We start from the raw sequence: 16,704 nt of genomic DNA, 5'->3' as shown, positions 1-16,704 counted from the left end.
GTCATTCTTCAACTGGCTGAATGAAAAAACAACTATTCAAAGAGCGCAAAAAGTAAGATCCACAAAAGGATTACTTATACATACGATGGGAAAAATCGCCATCGCATTCATTTATCTAATTTTTTAAATACTGATTCGCATTAATAACTATATTGTACGGGACAAATGTATAATAAAACATTGTACTATGCAATGCATAATACTGTTGGGTTTTTAATTTTAACCTTATTTATTCTTTTAAGATAAGTAGACAGGTAGAGTGAGGAAGAATAGGTGGAATGAATAATATTAATTTTTTATTGAATAAAGTTTATTTTGTGTTTGATATTATTGAATATTTGTTTTATATTTGCGAAAAAAAAGAGTATGCTACCTTCTAAATGTCCGAGTTGTGAGGCACAATTAAAAGTAAAAAGTCTGATTTGTACATCGTGTCATACTGAAGTATCCGGTTTGTACGAATTACCGTTATTGGCTCAATTACAGCCTACTGAACAGGCTTTCATAGTGAAATTTGTAAAGTCGAGCGGTAGTCTGAAAGAGATGGCAAAAGAGCTGTCGCTGAGTTATCCTACCGTAAGAAATTTATTAAACGATATAATCTCTAAAATGAACGACTATGAGAAATAAATTTAAGTGGAACTTGCTCTTTAATCCTTTCACCAGAATTGCAGGTTGGCAGGCTTTTGCTTTGGGAATGGTGTTCGTCTTGCTCACAGGGGTAATTGGTGCATATGCCGGTGTTGCTTTCGACGGGGCATTGGATAGCCATATCACTGAAACAGTCAGTATGAGAGACTCATTCCTGTTTTTGGGAATCGACGTGGTGTCGATAGTAGTTATATTATTTATCGCCGGTCTGATTATCTCTAAGCAACTACGTTTTGTAGATATTCTGGGTACAATGACGCTAGCCCGGGTTCCAATGATCCTGCTTGTCTTATTGGGATTATTTGTAACACCTGTCTCAGTCGAAGAGATCATGGCTAACCCAATGATTGTATTGTATAATCCCGGTTTGATTATTTTTAGTATATTAGGGGTTGTTACCCTAATCTGGGTTGTCGCATTGATGTATAACGGGTTTAAGGTGTCTACCGGGGCTAAAGGCTCAAAACTGATTATCGGATTTATTATCGGATTAATTGTAGCCGAAGTAGCTTCGAAAATATTGATTTACCAGATATTCTGATCATTGTCAAAAGGATGACCTGGTCGCAATCGTGTTCCTTATAAATAAAACTACCGTATGAAGAAATGTATCATTATCGCTCTTTGCGTTTATTTCACAAGTTCTCTTTTTGCCCAGGATATAACCGGTTCCTGGGCCGGAAAACTACATATTCAAAATGCAAAGCTTGCAATCGTTTTCCATATCGTGAAACACGATACCATTTACGAAACAAAGATGGATAGCCCTGATCAGGGTGCCTTTGGATTAGCGACAACTAAAACTCTCTTTTCGGGTAATAAACTGGAAATATCGGCAAGAGGTATGGGTATTTCTTATACCGGAATTTTTCAGGATGATTCTATCACGGGAATATTCCGTCAGGGTGGATTACAATTGCCGTTAGTTTTAAAACCGACTCAAAAAACAACGTTGTCACGTTCGCAGGAGCCTAAGTCTCCTTTTCCATACCTGACAAGAGATATCACTTTCCTGAATGAGGTTGACGGGAATATATTAGCCGGTACCCTGACGATTCCCGACTCAACGGGGATATTTCCTGCTGTAATACTGATCGCGGGAAGTGGACCTAATGATCGGGATGAAGCCATTTTCGGGCATAAGCCGTTTTTGGTGATTGCCGATCATCTCACACGGAACGGATTCGTCGTCTTGCGCTATGATAAACGAGGTATAGCCAAATCGAATGGTGATTATGTGAGTGCCACTACTGAAGATTTTGCTTCGGATGCTGCTGCTGCTTTCCATTTCCTCAAGTCTCAAAGTAATATCGACAAAAGTCGGATAGCCTTGATCGGGCACAGTGAAGGAGGAGTGATTGCGCCGATGGTGGCTGCCAACGATAAAACGGTTGGAGCTATTATACTGATGGCAGGGATGGGAGTGGAAGGAAGTAAACTTCTCAGGCAGCAGAACATTGATTTAATGAAAATGGGACAGGTGCCGCAGGATACTATTGATCAGGTTATAACTACCCTGGAAAAGATCTATGTGAGCCTGAAAGATTGGAAAGGTACTGTTGATGAGCAAAAAGAACTAAGTGATGAATTCGGTATATTATGGGAGTCAATACCTGCTTCAATCCGAGGAAAAAGCAGTAGGGAAAATTATATTAAAGGTAATATGGGAGCAATGCTTTCGCCATGGTACCGATCTTTTTTATCATTAAATCCTACCCAATATTTAGAAAAAGTGAAATGTCCTGTGTTCGCTGCTAACGGGGAAAAAGACATCCAGGTGGAAGCCCTGCAAAATTTGCAGGCGATAAAAGAGTCACTGGAAAAGGGCGGAAATAAAAAATATACTATCAAATCATATAACGGTCTAAATCATCTTTTCCAGGAATGTGAAACCGGAGCGATAGATGAATATGGGAAAATTGAACAAACCATTTCTCCCCAATTTCTAACAGATATGACCAATTGGCTTAAGGAGTTGTAATTCAACTCCCGAGCTGCTTTGTAAAAATGGGTTGCGGATCGGTAAATCCGTTATCCTGGTTCGATTGTCTGGCAGGAATTAATTCGAAGGTATATCCCTCTTCTTTCAACCATTCTATGGCAAGTGGAAGAGCGTATTTCATGTTTTTCTCTGCTTTGAGTGAATCATGAAATACTATGATGGAACCGTCTCGCACATATTTTTTTACATTTTCCAAAACCTGTTCCGGTGTCGTATAACGGCTGTAATCTCTTGTCACCACGTCCCACATGACCACCTTATACCCCGCTTGCTGCAATGCTACATTCTGCGGAACACGCATATGTCCGTGAGGAGGACGGAAAAGGGTTGAATCGATCAGTTCAGCTGCCTTATTCGCATTCCTTAATAGGAAGGACGTGCTGTTTTTCCAGGCTTGTACATGATTAAAGGTGTGATTTCCTGTCAGGTGACCCCTGCCAAGGAGCTGGTGGTACAGGTCCGGATATTTACGTACGTTGTCTCCTACACAGAAGAACGTAGCTTTTATATCATGGTGATCCAATAAGTCCAATACCCAGGGAGTAACTTCGGGAATGGGGCCATCATCGAAAGTGAGGTAGACCGTCTTTTGGCCGGCTACCTTGATCTGCCAGAGGGCTTCCGGGAACAGAAGCCTGTATAGATGGGGTGGTTGCTCAATTAGCATGAAATGTGAATGTAAATTGAAAAGGGATACGGCTGTGAGTCGACTCACAACCGTATCATTATCTTTTACTCTGTCGCTTGATATTGTTGAAGTAACCGGGGACTGAATTGTTGCATCATAGCAAGTGCTTTTTGCATCGTTTTTTCTTCTGTCGCCCTTAGTAAAGTGTCACTTTTGTCTGCAGTATAATAATTCTGTATTGCACCGTTGGTGACTTCTTTCAGAAGTGCATCCCCGAAAAAGGGAGCCCCCTTCACATAGAAGGTCTGCGCCCATTCCAACAACTCGTCGACCATCACCCCGTATTTCTCGTTATCATGTTGTTGATAGATATTTGAGATAAGTACTAAGGGACTTATATTCTTGCTTACCACGTTGTAATACGTATTCGATAACTGTACAGGGGTGAGCCGTATATACCAGTCGAGATTCCTGTCTATCCTATCGGTAATTTCGGCTATGAGAGCCTCTCCCTTTTGTGTCTCTCCAAGGAGATAATAGGCTCTTGCAAATATTACACCTTCTACACCATAAGGAACGGCGGAAGAAGGAATCATAGAGGTGATCTTATCGAGGGCCGTCAATGCTTTCTGTTTTTCTCCCGCATCAATAAGCGCCTCGATGAGTTGGGCGAAATAATTGCGGTAACCCAAAAGCATACCCCTACAGGTTTCGTCAAGATAAATATCGGGATTTTTCTCCAATCCACCCCACCTGAATTTATTCACCATGTTATCATATGCCGCTTCTAAATTCACCGCGTCATTGAGCGGAGTCCCGGGCACTATCTGGAAAGTGGCGCCGTTGAGCGAAAGGTTGCGGTTTTGCAGATTCATATAAAGCGCCTGAGTGACTGTCGCCGCGAAATGGATCGGACGCTGCCAGTTATCCTGGTTGATGTTTTTGAGCATTTCCAAAATCATCAGTTCCTGTCGCGTCAGAACCGATTTACCTTCCAGGCTGATATACATTTTGTCGGATGGTTTCGAGTTGATAGCCTTCCAGTTTACACGTGCAGTATCCACATTGAGAGAAAGTATTTTGCCGGGGATAATCTTTATGTTACCGAAATAAGAAATGGGATGGGTAGGTCTTGCATTTTCTCCAGTTCTTAAATTATCCATGATCCGATCGAGTGAGAGGGTGTCTTTGTACGCATTCACATCGTAATAGTTTCTGTAAGAGAGGAGAGGTATTTCGTTCTGTCGAAGTACATTCTCTATATCCTGTCTTGTGAGAACACGTACCATATCTCCCGCTTCACCGGTATATTGCGGGCGCGTCCACTTGATGGGTAACGGTTCCGATTCATATGCCTGGCGTAAAAGTTGGTCTATATACCATTCCGTATAGAGAAAGCTTAGGTTGGCAACCCTCACGTCGGTACGGAATCCTTCGGTCTCCTGTACGTACCAAAGCGGATAGGTATCATTATCACCGTTGGTGAAGATTATGCCGTTTTCACCTACACAACTCAGGTAGTTCATACCTGTGTCCCTGGCCAGTGTTCTTCCCGACCGGTCGTGATCGTCCCAATTCTGTGATATCATCTGCAAGGGGACGAAAAGCGTGGCGATAGTAGCCAGAGCGGTAGCTGTGGGGGTATTCTTTATATATTTCCTTAAAAAGAGGCCGATACCTGCAACTCCCATCCCTATCCAGATGGAAAAAGCGTAGAATGAACCGGCGTAGGCGTAATCGCGTTCCCTCGGCTCAAATGGTGTTTGATTCAGGTAGAGGATAATGGCCAGTCCTGTCATAAAGAAAAGCAGAAAAACGATTATAAAACTTTGCATACCCCTTTTTCTCAGCTGTAACTGATAAAGGATCCCAATAATACCCAGCAGCAACGGGAGCATGTAATATTTATTATGGCCCTTATTATCTGCAATATCAGGTGCGATGTTATCCTGGGGACCCAAGCCTAGCACTTTATTATCAATAAAAGGTACCCCCGTGATCCAGTTCCCTGCGGTCATATCTCCATTTCCCGGAATATCGTTCTGTCTGCCGGAGAAGTTCCACATGAAGTAACGCCAATACATATGATTTAACTGGTAACTGATGAAAAATCTCATGTTCTGCAGGAACGTAGGTTTTTTATTCATATCGGTCACGCCTCCCCACTGTTTATATCCATTACTATGGAGGTTGAATGACTGATTGTTGGGGGTAGAATGCATCCTGGGAAAGAAGGCTGTATTGGTATACTTATAGTTGTATGACGTTGTTTTTTCATACCGGTCTTTCTGATCGGGAGAAGTTTTCACGATCTGCTTATAGGATACTCTCTTTCCCTTTCTGACCAGTGATCCATCCGCATTCTGCGACAGTTGTGAGGCATAGGTAGTACCGACGATCAGAGGAGGACCTTCTCCATATTGTTCACGGCTTAACACACTTCCCAGCGAGAAGATATCTTCCGGCGAATTCAGGTCGAGAGGAGGATTGGCACTGGACCGGATGGGAATTAAGGCATAGGCTGAAAAGCCGACTATTATGACCATCAGGCAGGTAACGCTGAGGTTGATAAACTTAATCTCCAGGTTTTTGTACTTTAATGTAAAATAAGCGCCTGTAGCAATAAGTAGCACCCATAACCATGCGCTGCTCCCGATGAACAATATTCCAGTCATACCCAAACTCAGAAAGAAAGAAATCCGTGCTTTCTTTTCTGTGCCTTTCCGCGATAATGTTTCATAGAGTGACCATGCGATCACACCCACTAAAAGGATCAGATAAACAATCACACCTGTATGATAAGGAAGGCCGAGTGTGTTCACGAAGAAGACTTCGAACCATCCTCCTACTTTTGTGAAACCGGGGATAATCCCCCACATTAACACGATGATCAGTCCGAAAGATAATAGGAGAGCTTTGGTTATACCTTTCCATTCGGGTGTCTTGTTTTTCTTGAAATAATAGACCAATACAATAGCAGGGATACACAACAGGTTTAGCAGGTGTACGCCAATCGATAGTCCCAGAATATAAGCAATCAGTACTATCCATTTGTCGGAATGGGTTTTGTCCGCATTATCCTCCCACTTGAGGATCAACCAGAATACCAGGGCGGTAAGCATGGATGAAAAGGCGTATACCTCACCTTCCACCGCCGAAAACCAGAATGTATCGGAAAAAGTATAAACCAATGCGCCTACAAGGCCGCTACCTATCACGGCAATGGTTTGCCCTACGCTAAGTTCGCTTTCCTCCTTTGATAAAATCAGTTTGCGGGTCAAATGAGTGATCGTCCAAAAAAGGAACAGGATGGTAAACGCGCTCAGCAACGCCGACATGCTGTTGACCATTTTTGCTACCTGGGACGGATCTTGGGTGAACTGCGTAAAAAGATTACCCACCAGCATAAAGATTGGAGCTCCGGGCGGGTGTCCTACTTCCAACTTGTAAGCTGAAGTAATGAATTCGCCACAATCCCAGAAACTTGCCGTAGGCTCTATCGTGAGCAGATAAACAATTGCTGCTACGGCAAATACAATCCAACCTGTAACATTGTTGATAAGTTTGTACTTGATCATTATTCTTTTTTTTGATGATTGATATATAGTCTCAATTTTAACTCGAATCGTGCTGATTGATTGCGAATTTTGGGCAAAGATACTGAAATCTCTTTATTCCGGTTGAGGATTGAAACTGCATTTTAAGATTAGCGTATTAAAAAAAGTAAAATTCCGGCTATGAACTTCTTTTTGTTGTAAAAGCATCTCTCTTTTTCTGACAGTAGGAAAGTTGCGGTAAAATGGTTAATAATTGTCTATTGTGCTTAATATCAGTAAAATATGTTGTAAAACATATTTGTGTGTAAGTGATTGTAATATAGAATGATATCGCTATTTTTTGCTCTTTGTGTGGAAATTATCCTCAAAAAAAGATGTTGATAATTTGGATTAGAAATAATAAAAACTTTACTTTGGAGATGATTTAAAGAAAAAAATCAGTAATTAAAAGGTCATTTTCATTCATAGTTTATCATTTTTATCATTCATGGAGATTACATTAGTAATTCTAAAACCATCTGCTATGCAACGCGGAATCATGGGGGAAATTATCTCCCGTTTCGAAAGGAAAGGAATCCAGATTGTCGGTATGAAGATGGTAGAATTGACCGATGAAATTTTGAATGAGCATTATTCACATTTGGCTGGAAAATCATTTTTTGGTCGTGTCAAAGCCGGTATGCAGACCAGTCCGGTGGTAGTGATGGCTCTTAAGGGATTGGATGTGATAAACGTGGTGCGAAAATTGGCCGGTGTTACCAATGGGAGAGAAGCAGAACCCGGTACTATAAGGGGTGACTACAGTATGAGCGTGCAGGAAAATATTGTGCATGCCTCCGACTCCCAAGAAACAGCACAAGCCGAGTTGAAACGCTTCTTCTCAGAGAAGGAGATTTTTAATTATTCACATTATCTCATTCCGTTCTTATATGCGAATGATGAGATATAATGACAAGAGTGTTTTTTAATGGATTACCAAAAAATTCAGTGAAACAACAATGGAGAGAAATCAAATTTTAGCAAAAGCAAGCCTATTGTTATCTGCAAGCTTGATGTTCGTTACATTGAACGCATTTTCACAATTGTCTCCGGAATCAAGCGGAAATACCAAACCCGATCTTATATATAAACAGTTACACAGTTCCACTTTGAGTGAACAGTCAGGTCTTTTTGCCGATGGATTGAAGCTTAAGTTGGATTTGTCTGTTTTGGATGAAGTGGAAGAAGATAGGTTTGAAATTGATCCGGATGCGATCCCGGCGGATGATATTTATGGTGGAATGTGGTCGAATAATTATGTAAATATGTACGGTCATCTGGAAAATGTACCGGATACATTTATGGTGGACCTGGATAATTTCACCATGCCGGTGGATGGATATATGACATCCAATTTCGGTAGGCGAGGCAGTCGCCGTTATCACTATGGTATCGATCTGAAAGCACAGACCGGTGATACTATCTATGCCGCATTTGATGGTAAGGTGAGGGTAAAGCAATATGAGAGAAGAGGGTATGGTTATTATCTCGTGATCCGTCATTTGAACGGACTAGAAACGGTATATGGTCATCTTTCCAAATTCCTCGTAGATGAAAATGATTTTGTCAAGTCGGGAGAACCTATCGGGCTGGCGGGTAATACCGGACGTTCATTTGGCTCACACCTTCATTTCGAAACCCGTTTTCTTGGTAAGCCGATCAATCCCAATTTCATTATCGATTTCGAGAAAAAAGATGTGCATCAGGGAGAGTATTTGGTGACTAATTCGAGCTACAGGAAAACAACCAATAGCAGTAAGGTTACCGTCAATAGAAATGCGGGAAATACGGGTAACGCATCAAGTGTCAGGCCTCCGGTCAATCAGGGTGCAACCAATAAATATGTTTCGGGTGAAGTGAGTTATCACAGGATCCAGAAAGGAGATAACCTGGGAGCTATAGCCAAACGTTATGGTACTACTGTAAGTAAGCTCTGTTCATTAAATAATATCACTGCAAAAACGATATTGCGCGAAGGTAAATCTATCCGCGTTTCATAAATTGTAAGGCCGACAGGTGCATAGAAAAAGGTACAGGATGACAAACTTGTACCTTTTTTTATTACCTTTGTTCGTGCAATTAATTTAAACGAAATGGATGTAACCCACCTTCAATTTGACGAAATACTCTCGATTTGTCGGGATATATTTGCAAAAAAACTGCATGATTACGGGGCGGCATGGCGTATCCTTCGCCCCGAGTCGGTGACCGATCAGATATTTATTAAGGCGAAACGTATTCGTACGCTTGAAACGACGAAAGATAACAAGGTAGACGAAGGTATCTTCCCGGAATATGTCGGCATTGTAAATTATGGTATCATCGGGCTGATCCAGTTGGAACTGGGATATGTGGATGTGGTGGATATTGAGGCTGAGAAAGCATTGGAACTTTATGAACGTTTTGTGGCTGAATCGAAAGCGCTGATGGATGCAAAGAACCATGATTATGGAGAAGCATGGAGAAGTATGCGGATAAGTTCCTATACAGATCTTATCCTGATGAAGATACAGCGCACCAAGGAGATTGAAGCCAATGAGGGACAAACCCTTATTTCAGAGGGGATTGATGCCAACTATAAGGATATGATCAATTATGCCGTTTTTGGGTTGATTAAGATGAAGTGGATAGGTGGTCAGGTGGTCAGGTAATTGGGAAACAGAGGGATGAGTGCAAATAATAAAACAGTAAAATTCCTGGTCGAATTCTCCCGTATCATTGTCGGGGCTACATTCCTGTTTTCCGGATTTGTGAAGGCAGTCGATCCGCTGGGTTTTACGTATAAGATACAGGATTATCTGATTGAATTAGGCCTCACGGTGTTTTTTCCGTTGGCCTTGCCTGTGGCAGTATTTATGGTGACGGCCGAATTTGCCCTGGGTATTTTTCTCTTACTGGGTATTTACGGGAAATGGACTGTTCGTTTCATCACGTTGTTCATGCTTTTTTTCACGCCACTTACGCTGTGGATTGCCATCACAAACCCCGTGAAGGATTGTGGCTGTTTCGGTGATGCATTTATCATCAGTAACTGGCTGACTTTTTATAAAAATATAGTGCTCCTGGCGGGTACGATTCTACTGATTTTAAAATGGAGATTGATTACGCCGCTGTTTTCCAGGAAGATAGAGCCCGTAGTAGCTCTGTCAATATTACTTCTTGGCATATTCTTCTCCCTACATAATGTATACCGGCTCCCGGTACTGGACTTCCGGCCCTATAAAATAGGTGCTAATATCCCGCAACAGATGTTTATAGATCCGGAGAAAGCGGATGTGATGGAGACCGTTTTTGTCTACAGCAAAGACGGGATAGAGAAAGAATTTACCGAAGAGAATTATCCTTGGAATGATTCCACCTGGGTATTTGTAGATATGAAAACGAAATTGGTGAAGGAAGGGGAGAAGCCCGCTATCGAGGATTTTTCCGTAGAAGCATTGTATTACGATGAAACTATTTCTTCATGGGATATTGGTGGAAATATCACCGATATTATCCTGTCGGAACCATCATATACCTTCCTGATGATCGCCTATTCATTGGAGAAAATGAATCTGAAACACCTCGAAAATTTTAAGGAGGTGAATCGCTATGCTGCTGAGAAGGGGTATTCGTTTTATCTCCTTACGTCATCGTCCACTGAAGTAGTCGAAGCGTGGGAGCAACGCCACCAGACCGGATTCCAATTCTGTCATGCCGATGAAAGGGTGTTGAAGACTATGATACGGGCAAATCCGGGATTGATGTTGCTCAAAGAGGGAACGGTGATGGATAAATGGCATGGCGCTAATGCGCTTCATGCAGTAAAGCTCGATGAGAATGTGAAATGATAGGGAGACTTGGAGATTATGAAATCTAAAATCTCAAATCAGAGATCTTAATTTTTTAAATATATATATATTATTTGTATGAGAAAGAACATTGTAGCAGGGAACTGGAAAATGAATAAAAACCTGCAAGAGGGAGTAGAATTGGCTAAAGAGTTGAATGAGGCGTTAAAAAATAAAAGCGTGAATTGCGATGTGGTGATCGGTACGCCTTTCATTCATCTGGCAAGTGTAGTAAGCAGTATCGACACAAATAAAATAGGTGTTGCTGCACAGAATTGTGCCGATAAGGGATCGGGTGCATATACCGGTGAGGTTTCGGCCGCGATGGTAGCTTCTACAGGTGCTGGATATGTGATCCTGGGACATAGCGAACGTCGTGCCTACTACCACGAAACTCCTGAAATACTGAAAGAAAAAGTGAAGTTGGCACTTGCAAACGAACTTACTCCCATCTTTTGTATCGGAGAGGTGTTGGAAGAGAGAGAAGCCAATAAACATTTTGAAGTAGTAAAATCGCAGATAGAAGAATCATTGTTTGAGCTTTCAACTGAAGATTTCGCGAAGATTGTACTGGCTTACGAACCAGTATGGGCGATCGGCACCGGAAAGACGGCTACAGCTGACCAGGCACAGGAGATACACGCTTTTATCCGCAAGACAGTGGCTAAGAAGTATGGTGAGGATATTGCAGACAATACTTCTATCCTTTATGGCGGAAGTTGCAATGCAGGAAATGCAAAAGAATTGTTCTCCAATCCTGATGTGGATGGCGGCCTTATTGGCGGCGCTTCGCTGGGTGTCGATAAATTTATGCCCATTATCGAGGCATTCTGAATCAGTTAACAGAATTTTACCACAGATCTGCTTCGGGTCTGTGGTATTTCTTTATCTTTGCGATGTTAATTTGCTAATATGAGTAATATGCCAATCCCGATAAATCGGGACAAGTAATGCCAATGTGACTAATGGAAAAGAAGCCTGAAGCTAAGAAGTGGATAGGTGGACAGGTGATTAGGGAACTGAAATTCTTAAATCCTAAATCTCACATCTAAAAGTCTTGGTTCTTGGCTCTAAAAGTCTAAAAGTCTTGGTTCTTGATTCTTTTATATATGAACTATCTTTATCACAATACGATCCTCTTGCTGTTTTTGTTGGTATCCGTAGGCGGTGCCTATGGACAGTTATCATCTCAGAAGAAAGAAATACTGAAGGATCTGAATTCACCTGTTCCCGGTAAGGGACGTGTCACCGTCTATGAGGATGAGAGTATTTCGCACGTGTTGGGACGTCCGATGGCACCTTCCAGAACGGTATATACCAGTACTGACGGAACGAATCAATTCTACAGGGTAAGGGGTTATAAGATACAGGCTTTTTCAGGAAATGACCAGCGTACCTCCAAAAATGAGGCACACAAAAAGCAGCAGGTAATCAATAATTCATTTCCTCAGTATGAAACGGTGGTCCTTTTTGAATCACCTTTCTGGCGTTTACGGGTTGGAAATTTTGAAACCAGAAGCGAAGCCGAAGAGGCATTAAAGGTGATGTCAAAGTCGTTACCCTCTTTTGGCAAAGAGATGTATATTGTGGTGGATGAGGTTAAAATACCTGTAAACCAGTCGAATAGTAGTCAGGAGTGAACAGGTAACCTACAATAATAAACAGAGATGTCTTCCGAAGAACTAGAGAAAAACAGATCGGTGATTGCCGATCACATGCGCGATATTCTTTCGCTTTTGGGTGAGGATGGAGCCCGTGAGGGACTGATAAAAACACCGGACCGGGTTGCAAAAGCCTATCAATATCTCACAAAAGGGTATTGGCAGGATCCGGAAGCGATTCTACGTTCTGCCCTGTTTAAGGAAAACTACCGGCAGATGGTGATTGTAAAGGATATCGATCTTTTTTCGTTGTGCGAACATCATATGTTACCGTTCTTCGGTAAGGCGCATGTGGCCTATATCCCGGATGGCTATATTACCGGCTTGAGCAAGATTGCCCGTGTCGTCGATGTATTCGCCCGACGGTTACAAGTGCAGGAACGCCTTACTACCCAGATCAAGGAATGCATTCAGAAAACATTAAATCCCATGGGGGTGATGGTGGTGATTGAAGCACAGCATATGTGCATGCAGATGAGGGGTGTAGAAAAACAGAACTCCATAACCACCACCTCCGATTTCACCGGAGTATTTCGCGAACAGCGAACCCGTGAAGAATTTATTGCACTGATAAAGAAATAATGCCGGGGTTAAAATATAGTGTCGATGACTTATTTCCTCATCGTGCATTTGCGGTCGTCATCATCCGGCAGAAAAAACTTTTACCCCTGTTGGGTTACTCTTCCAAACCTTACTTTTTCCTCACGATACCTACCGGGAGAAATACCTTGTTTTTCCTTGAAAACCCGGTAAAATGCGCTTACACTTGAAAAGCCCGATATTTCGGAGACTTGCAGTGCCGACAAGTGGTTCTGTTTGGGGTCATTCATTATGTTTACAGCATAATCGATCCGGTAACTGTTTATCCAATCGCAAAAATTTGTCTCCATTTCCTCGTTCACGATACGTGAAATATATGTCCGGTTTGTTCCCAGTATCAACGCTATATCTGTAATCCTTAATTCGGGGTTAGTAAACAATTTTTTCTCTTCCATCAATTGAATGAGTTGTCGTTTGGTTATCTTATTTTTGAAAGAGATATTCTCTTTTTCCTCCTGAAAAGTTTTTTGATTCCTGTAATCATTCACATCCTTCATGAAGTGCTCAATAGTGAAATCCTGATGGTATCCCACATAGCCGATAAAAAATAAAAACAGGGAATGTGTAATGGAAGGAATTGCCAGTAAGGCTGTCTTATTGATGAAAAAATCTTTTCCGATCACGTTGGAAAGAAGAGAAATAACCGATGCGAAAAGGAATGCGAATAACACCCATTTTACCGGACTGAGATCTTTCCTGTCGGTATTGGAGTAAAATCTCCTGACATTTTTGTTATACCTGATAATGAGCCGAAACCCGAAATAGACCGACAAGGCTACCTGTATAATAAAGATAATCTGAAACAGGAACATCCTTAATATCTGTAATCCTACCAATTGTGGATAAGGTTCGGTGTAACCTGCCTCGTGATACATTACTCCATGTATAAACATCTCCAATTCATCGGGTGACATGGCAAAATAAATGACAAATGAAAAGAGGGACAGCAGGAAAGAGGGAGCCACGATCCAACTCCATCGCCAGTTGATTTTTACATCATGGGTCAGTAAACGGATATAGTAATAATAGAGCGGATATCCGGCAAGTGACGTAAATACCCACACGTTGTCCATAAAAGCGAACAATTTATACTCATAGTTAAAGAACGCCGCATGTGTAAAATAGTTGATTACTGATAATGACAGGAAGAAAGCTAAATATCGTTTCGATAAATTTCTCTCTCTTCCGCTTAAGAGTAGAATTACCCAGAACAAGCAGACAAACATCGGCATCACCGAGAGGATCAAGGAAAATAACATATTTCAATCTTTTTTATGACAAAAATAGCCTTTTTTTTATATCAATAGCTCTTTTTTTTATGAATTAGTAGGGATTTTTACCAATCAGGAAAAGATTTTTACCAATCAGGAAGATAATCGTATGTTTTGAAAATAGGTGACTGTTATTTGTCTATAAATTTGTGAAGTAGTAAATAATGAGGATGATTACCGATTCCTGATTTACCGGATGCTACATTATAAACTATATATAAATAATAAATAAAATGGAAACAGAAAAAACATTCAACAAACGGGAAGAACAGGCCGAAATATATGAAAAACCGGCTATCGAGATTATTGAAATGGAAATGGAGGGCATCCTTTGCGGCAGTGCCTACACAACCACAACGGATATGGATCTTACAGGAGAAGACTGGTAAACGCATAATATAAAAATATGGCGATCATGAAGAGTAAATTATACCTGTTGGCAACCTTCCTGTTAGTTGTCGTAACTGGCTGCGATAAAAATGAAATTATTGAAAAACAACCGGATCTGACTGATAACCGTTCTCTTACCCTTACTGCTTCCATGCCCGATGAGAGTGCTACCCAAACCCGCGTTGCATTCACCCAGGACGGAAAAGATATTAAACTGATATGGGAGAACGAGGATCAGATTCAGCTTTGTTTTATTCAGGGAGAGACGAAAGAGAAACGGACTGTAACGGTGAAAAATATTTCTTCTGACGGGAAAAGGGCCGATTTCGATATCAACGTTCCCGAATCATTTGCTATGGGCACTTTTGACCTGTACGGCGTATATGGCGGACAGGGATTGGACGATACTGATCCCTCCATTGCAGTTTTGCCTGCAACACCCTGGCAGACCTACACTGGACTGGAAGGCGTCCAGTCGCGTAAAGACGTGATGATGACCTTTAAAGCCACCGGCTTGGATGTCGATGCTCCCTCTGCAACGGTGAGCTTCCGGCATATAGGCTCTCTTTTTTGTGTGAAATTAAAAAATGGCAGTGCCGGCAGTTGGAACAGTATAGCGCGCGTACAACTGACTGCCGCTACCGACGGGTGGGCCTATAACAACAGTGGAGATGAGGGAGCCAGGTATGACTTGCAGGCGGAATCATTCGTAAGCGGAAGTCCTACAAATTCGGCCATCCTTTTCGATAATAACTCAAAAGATATGGGGCTTGACGAAATAAACGAATTCTGGGCATGGTATCCTCCGGTACCCGATGTAAATTGGCCCGAACTGAGATTGGAGGTCTATAATCCGGAATCGGTGAAGATAGCCTCAAGTGCCAACCGTAAAGCCGCCCGCGTCGCGCCCACGGCCGCCGGGAAAGCATACTATTTCTATGCGTTTTGGGACGGCTCCAAATTGAATTTTACAGACGACACTTTTACTCCTCCTCTTTCTATCGATGATTTGACGGCAACCGGCAACCTGATGCATGCCGCTTCTGCCGGCCACGGTTTTATCGGCATGGTCTATTCAAAAGGTGATAACAAGGTCTATTACAACGCCGCGCAAACCAGCGGGACATGGAGAGGAGAGGTGGAGCTGGGCGCAGGAGCCGAGGCGCGCCTTGCAATCGACAGGAGTGGATACCCGCATGTGGTTTATACATCTGCGGATAATAAGATTGCTTATCTCAAATACAACGGAACAGAATGGAGTACGGCTGTTTATATCGAATCCATGAACCATGGAGGAACAGGAGCATGTAAGAAGCCCGATATCGATGTGGATGCAAGCGGATATGCACATATTACATATACCGATACAAGGGGCAGTTCGGGAGATGCGTGGTTTAGGGATGATATCATGTATGCCGTTAACAGTTTGGGAGATTTTGCAAAAACATTGATTTTTCGTGGTTATTACGAAAATTGGGGTGGAAGCGCTTATTGGGGAGAATATTATAATAATGGTTCCTATATTGCCTTGAATGCTTTGGGAGATTATTATATAATGGCTCATCACCAAAATTATGACAGATCGGGAGGAGGGACTGCCTATAACACTTATACTGTCGAGATCAAATCGGGTACAGGTGCTTTCGGCAAAACTACCGGAACCAGTGGCAACCAACATGCTATATATGATTTAACGTTCAATGACACCGATGTAATAGCTCTCTATAAAGCTGCTAACACGAACTATTCGGCAACCATCTCGGTAACCGGAACGGTCGCCTCCTTTACCAATGTGCAAAGTATTACAACGGCAGTTACACCTCACTCCCTTTCGGCTACATCGGGCTTGTCGGGCGTTACCACTATCGCGGGATTGGCTGCCTCTTCAAAACTGTTTACAAAATACAATGCGTACGAATTCACCGATACCGGTGTAACGGTCAAGGCAAACACGAAAGTGATGGCAGCAAATGTGGGTGGTGTGTTCTATTCGGTATATACCGATAATGCCGATTCAAAGATTAAAATAAAAGCTATTCCAACCGGAATTTGACATTTTTCCCAACCGGAGGCTT

The 16,704-nt window shown here is 42.1% G+C and carries 15 protein-coding genes and 1 pseudogene; 13 read left to right on the top strand and 3 right to left on the bottom strand.

Translation table 11 applies throughout. The features are described 5' to 3' along the window. The 4 genes and pseudogenes from VB073_RS09045 to VB073_RS09030 form a co-directional block, all read left to right on the top strand. Positions 1–127, top strand: a pseudogene (locus VB073_RS09045) (transposase); the annotation flags it as partial. A 239-nt stretch (positions 128–366) separates the two neighbouring features. Beyond that, a complete protein-coding gene (locus VB073_RS09040) occupies positions 367–630 on the top strand; it encodes a DUF2089 family protein (RefSeq protein WP_323403833.1) in 264 nt (87 codons plus the stop codon). Next, the gene (locus VB073_RS09035) at positions 620–1,192 is read left to right on the top strand and encodes a hypothetical protein (protein ID WP_323403832.1); all 573 of its coding nucleotides are present in this window, start codon (positions 620–622) and stop codon (positions 1,190–1,192) included. The genes VB073_RS09040 and VB073_RS09035 overlap by 11 nt, the downstream gene beginning before the upstream one ends. Positions 1,193–1,249: 57 nt before the next feature. Then, positions 1,250–2,632, top strand: coding sequence for an alpha/beta hydrolase family protein (locus VB073_RS09030; RefSeq protein WP_323403831.1), 1,383 nt, complete (start codon positions 1,250–1,252; stop codon positions 2,630–2,632). 1 nt (position 2,633) lies between these two features. Here VB073_RS09030 and VB073_RS09025 read toward each other — a convergent pair whose 3' ends face one another. Both VB073_RS09025 and VB073_RS09020 read right to left on the bottom strand, forming a co-directional pair. Continuing rightward, positions 2,634–3,320, bottom strand: a complete 687-nt coding sequence (locus VB073_RS09025; RefSeq protein WP_323403830.1) for a polysaccharide deacetylase family protein — start codon at positions 3,318–3,320, stop codon at positions 2,634–2,636. A 65-nt stretch (positions 3,321–3,385) separates the two neighbouring features. After that, positions 3,386–6,859 carry a DUF2723 domain-containing protein gene (locus tag VB073_RS09020; RefSeq protein WP_323403829.1) on the bottom strand — a complete coding sequence of 1,158 codons (3,474 nt, stop codon included), beginning with the start codon at positions 6,857–6,859 and terminating at the stop codon, positions 3,386–3,388. 466 nt (positions 6,860–7,325) lie between these two features. Here VB073_RS09020 and ndk point away from each other — a divergent pair, with 466 nt between their 5' ends. The 7 genes from ndk (at position 7,326) to folE (ending at position 12,950) form a co-directional block, all read left to right on the top strand. Continuing rightward, the gene (ndk, locus tag VB073_RS09015; protein WP_323403828.1) at positions 7,326–7,787 is read left to right on the top strand and encodes a nucleoside-diphosphate kinase; all 462 of its coding nucleotides are present in this window, start codon (positions 7,326–7,328) and stop codon (positions 7,785–7,787) included. 49 nt (positions 7,788–7,836) lie between these two features. After that, positions 7,837–8,877, top strand: coding sequence for a peptidoglycan DD-metalloendopeptidase family protein (locus VB073_RS09010; protein WP_323403827.1), 1,041 nt, complete (start codon positions 7,837–7,839; stop codon positions 8,875–8,877). 93 nt (positions 8,878–8,970) lie between these two features. Further along, positions 8,971–9,528, top strand: coding sequence for a DUF1599 domain-containing protein (locus VB073_RS09005; RefSeq protein WP_323403826.1), 558 nt, complete (start codon positions 8,971–8,973; stop codon positions 9,526–9,528). Between the two features lie 15 nt (positions 9,529–9,543). Then, complete coding sequence (locus VB073_RS09000) at positions 9,544–10,707, top strand: BT_3928 family protein (RefSeq protein ID WP_323403825.1); 1,164 nt, start codon at positions 9,544–9,546, stop codon at positions 10,705–10,707. Positions 10,708–10,785: 78 nt separating this feature from the next. Further along, positions 10,786–11,541, top strand: coding sequence for a triose-phosphate isomerase (gene tpiA, locus VB073_RS08995; RefSeq protein ID WP_323403824.1), 756 nt, complete (start codon positions 10,786–10,788; stop codon positions 11,539–11,541). A 275-nt stretch (positions 11,542–11,816) separates the two neighbouring features. Further along, positions 11,817–12,347: an SPOR domain-containing protein gene (locus tag VB073_RS08990; RefSeq protein WP_323403823.1), complete on the top strand. Its 531-nt coding sequence runs from the start codon at positions 11,817–11,819 to the stop codon at positions 12,345–12,347. A 27-nt stretch (positions 12,348–12,374) separates the two neighbouring features. Next, positions 12,375–12,950, top strand: coding sequence for a GTP cyclohydrolase I FolE (gene folE, locus VB073_RS08985; protein ID WP_323403822.1), 576 nt, complete (start codon positions 12,375–12,377; stop codon positions 12,948–12,950). An 80-nt stretch (positions 12,951–13,030) separates the two neighbouring features. On the opposite strand, the gene VB073_RS08980 is transcribed toward folE, so the two are convergent. Next, entirely contained in the window at positions 13,031–14,227 is a 1,197-nt protein-coding gene (locus tag VB073_RS08980; protein WP_323403821.1) for an AraC family transcriptional regulator, read from the bottom strand. Between the two features lie 245 nt (positions 14,228–14,472). Here VB073_RS08980 and VB073_RS08975 point away from each other — a divergent pair, with 245 nt between their 5' ends. Both VB073_RS08975 and VB073_RS08970 read left to right on the top strand, forming a co-directional pair. Further along, entirely contained in the window at positions 14,473–14,628 is a 156-nt protein-coding gene (locus VB073_RS08975; RefSeq protein WP_323403820.1) for a hypothetical protein, read from the top strand. A gap of 26 nt (positions 14,629–14,654) precedes the next feature. Further along, positions 14,655–16,682, top strand: coding sequence for a hypothetical protein (locus VB073_RS08970; protein WP_323403819.1), 2,028 nt, complete (start codon positions 14,655–14,657; stop codon positions 16,680–16,682). Positions 16,683–16,704 lie beyond the last annotated feature (22 nt).

The sequence above is a fragment of the Proteiniphilum sp. genome (genome assembly GCF_034927365.1).
Lineage (GTDB): Bacteria > Bacteroidota > Bacteroidia > Bacteroidales > Dysgonomonadaceae > Proteiniphilum.
This window is presented reverse-complemented; position numbering and strand designations above follow the sequence as displayed.

Excerpts from the sequence above, each read along its gene's own strand:
- VB073_RS09040 (WP_323403833.1), top strand. The coding sequence starts at position 367 with ATGCTACCTTCTAAATGTCCGAGTTGTGAGGCACAATTAAAAGTAAAA.
- VB073_RS08970 (WP_323403819.1), top strand. The coding sequence starts at position 14,655 with ATGAAGAGTAAATTATACCTGTTGGCAACCTTCCTGTTAGTTGTCGTA.
- folE (WP_323403822.1), top strand. The coding sequence starts at position 12,375 with ATGTCTTCCGAAGAACTAGAGAAAAACAGATCGGTGATTGCCGATCAC.
- tpiA (WP_323403824.1), top strand. The coding sequence starts at position 10,786 with ATGAGAAAGAACATTGTAGCAGGGAACTGGAAAATGAATAAAAACCTG.
- VB073_RS09010 (WP_323403827.1), top strand. The coding sequence starts at position 7,837 with ATGGAGAGAAATCAAATTTTAGCAAAAGCAAGCCTATTGTTATCTGCA.
- VB073_RS08975 (WP_323403820.1), top strand. The coding sequence starts at position 14,473 with ATGGAAACAGAAAAAACATTCAACAAACGGGAAGAACAGGCCGAAATA.
- VB073_RS09000 (WP_323403825.1), top strand. The coding sequence starts at position 9,544 with ATGAGTGCAAATAATAAAACAGTAAAATTCCTGGTCGAATTCTCCCGT.
- VB073_RS08980 (WP_323403821.1), bottom strand. The coding sequence starts at position 14,227 with ATGTTATTTTCCTTGATCCTCTCGGTGATGCCGATGTTTGTCTGCTTG.
- VB073_RS09020 (WP_323403829.1), bottom strand. The coding sequence starts at position 6,859 with ATGATCAAGTACAAACTTATCAACAATGTTACAGGTTGGATTGTATTT.
- VB073_RS09005 (WP_323403826.1), top strand. The coding sequence starts at position 8,971 with ATGGATGTAACCCACCTTCAATTTGACGAAATACTCTCGATTTGTCGG.
- VB073_RS09035 (WP_323403832.1), top strand. The coding sequence starts at position 620 with ATGAGAAATAAATTTAAGTGGAACTTGCTCTTTAATCCTTTCACCAGA.
- VB073_RS08990 (WP_323403823.1), top strand. The coding sequence starts at position 11,817 with ATGAACTATCTTTATCACAATACGATCCTCTTGCTGTTTTTGTTGGTA.
- VB073_RS09025 (WP_323403830.1), bottom strand. The coding sequence starts at position 3,320 with ATGCTAATTGAGCAACCACCCCATCTATACAGGCTTCTGTTCCCGGAA.
- VB073_RS09030 (WP_323403831.1), top strand. The coding sequence starts at position 1,250 with ATGAAGAAATGTATCATTATCGCTCTTTGCGTTTATTTCACAAGTTCT.
- ndk (WP_323403828.1), top strand. The coding sequence starts at position 7,326 with ATGGAGATTACATTAGTAATTCTAAAACCATCTGCTATGCAACGCGGA.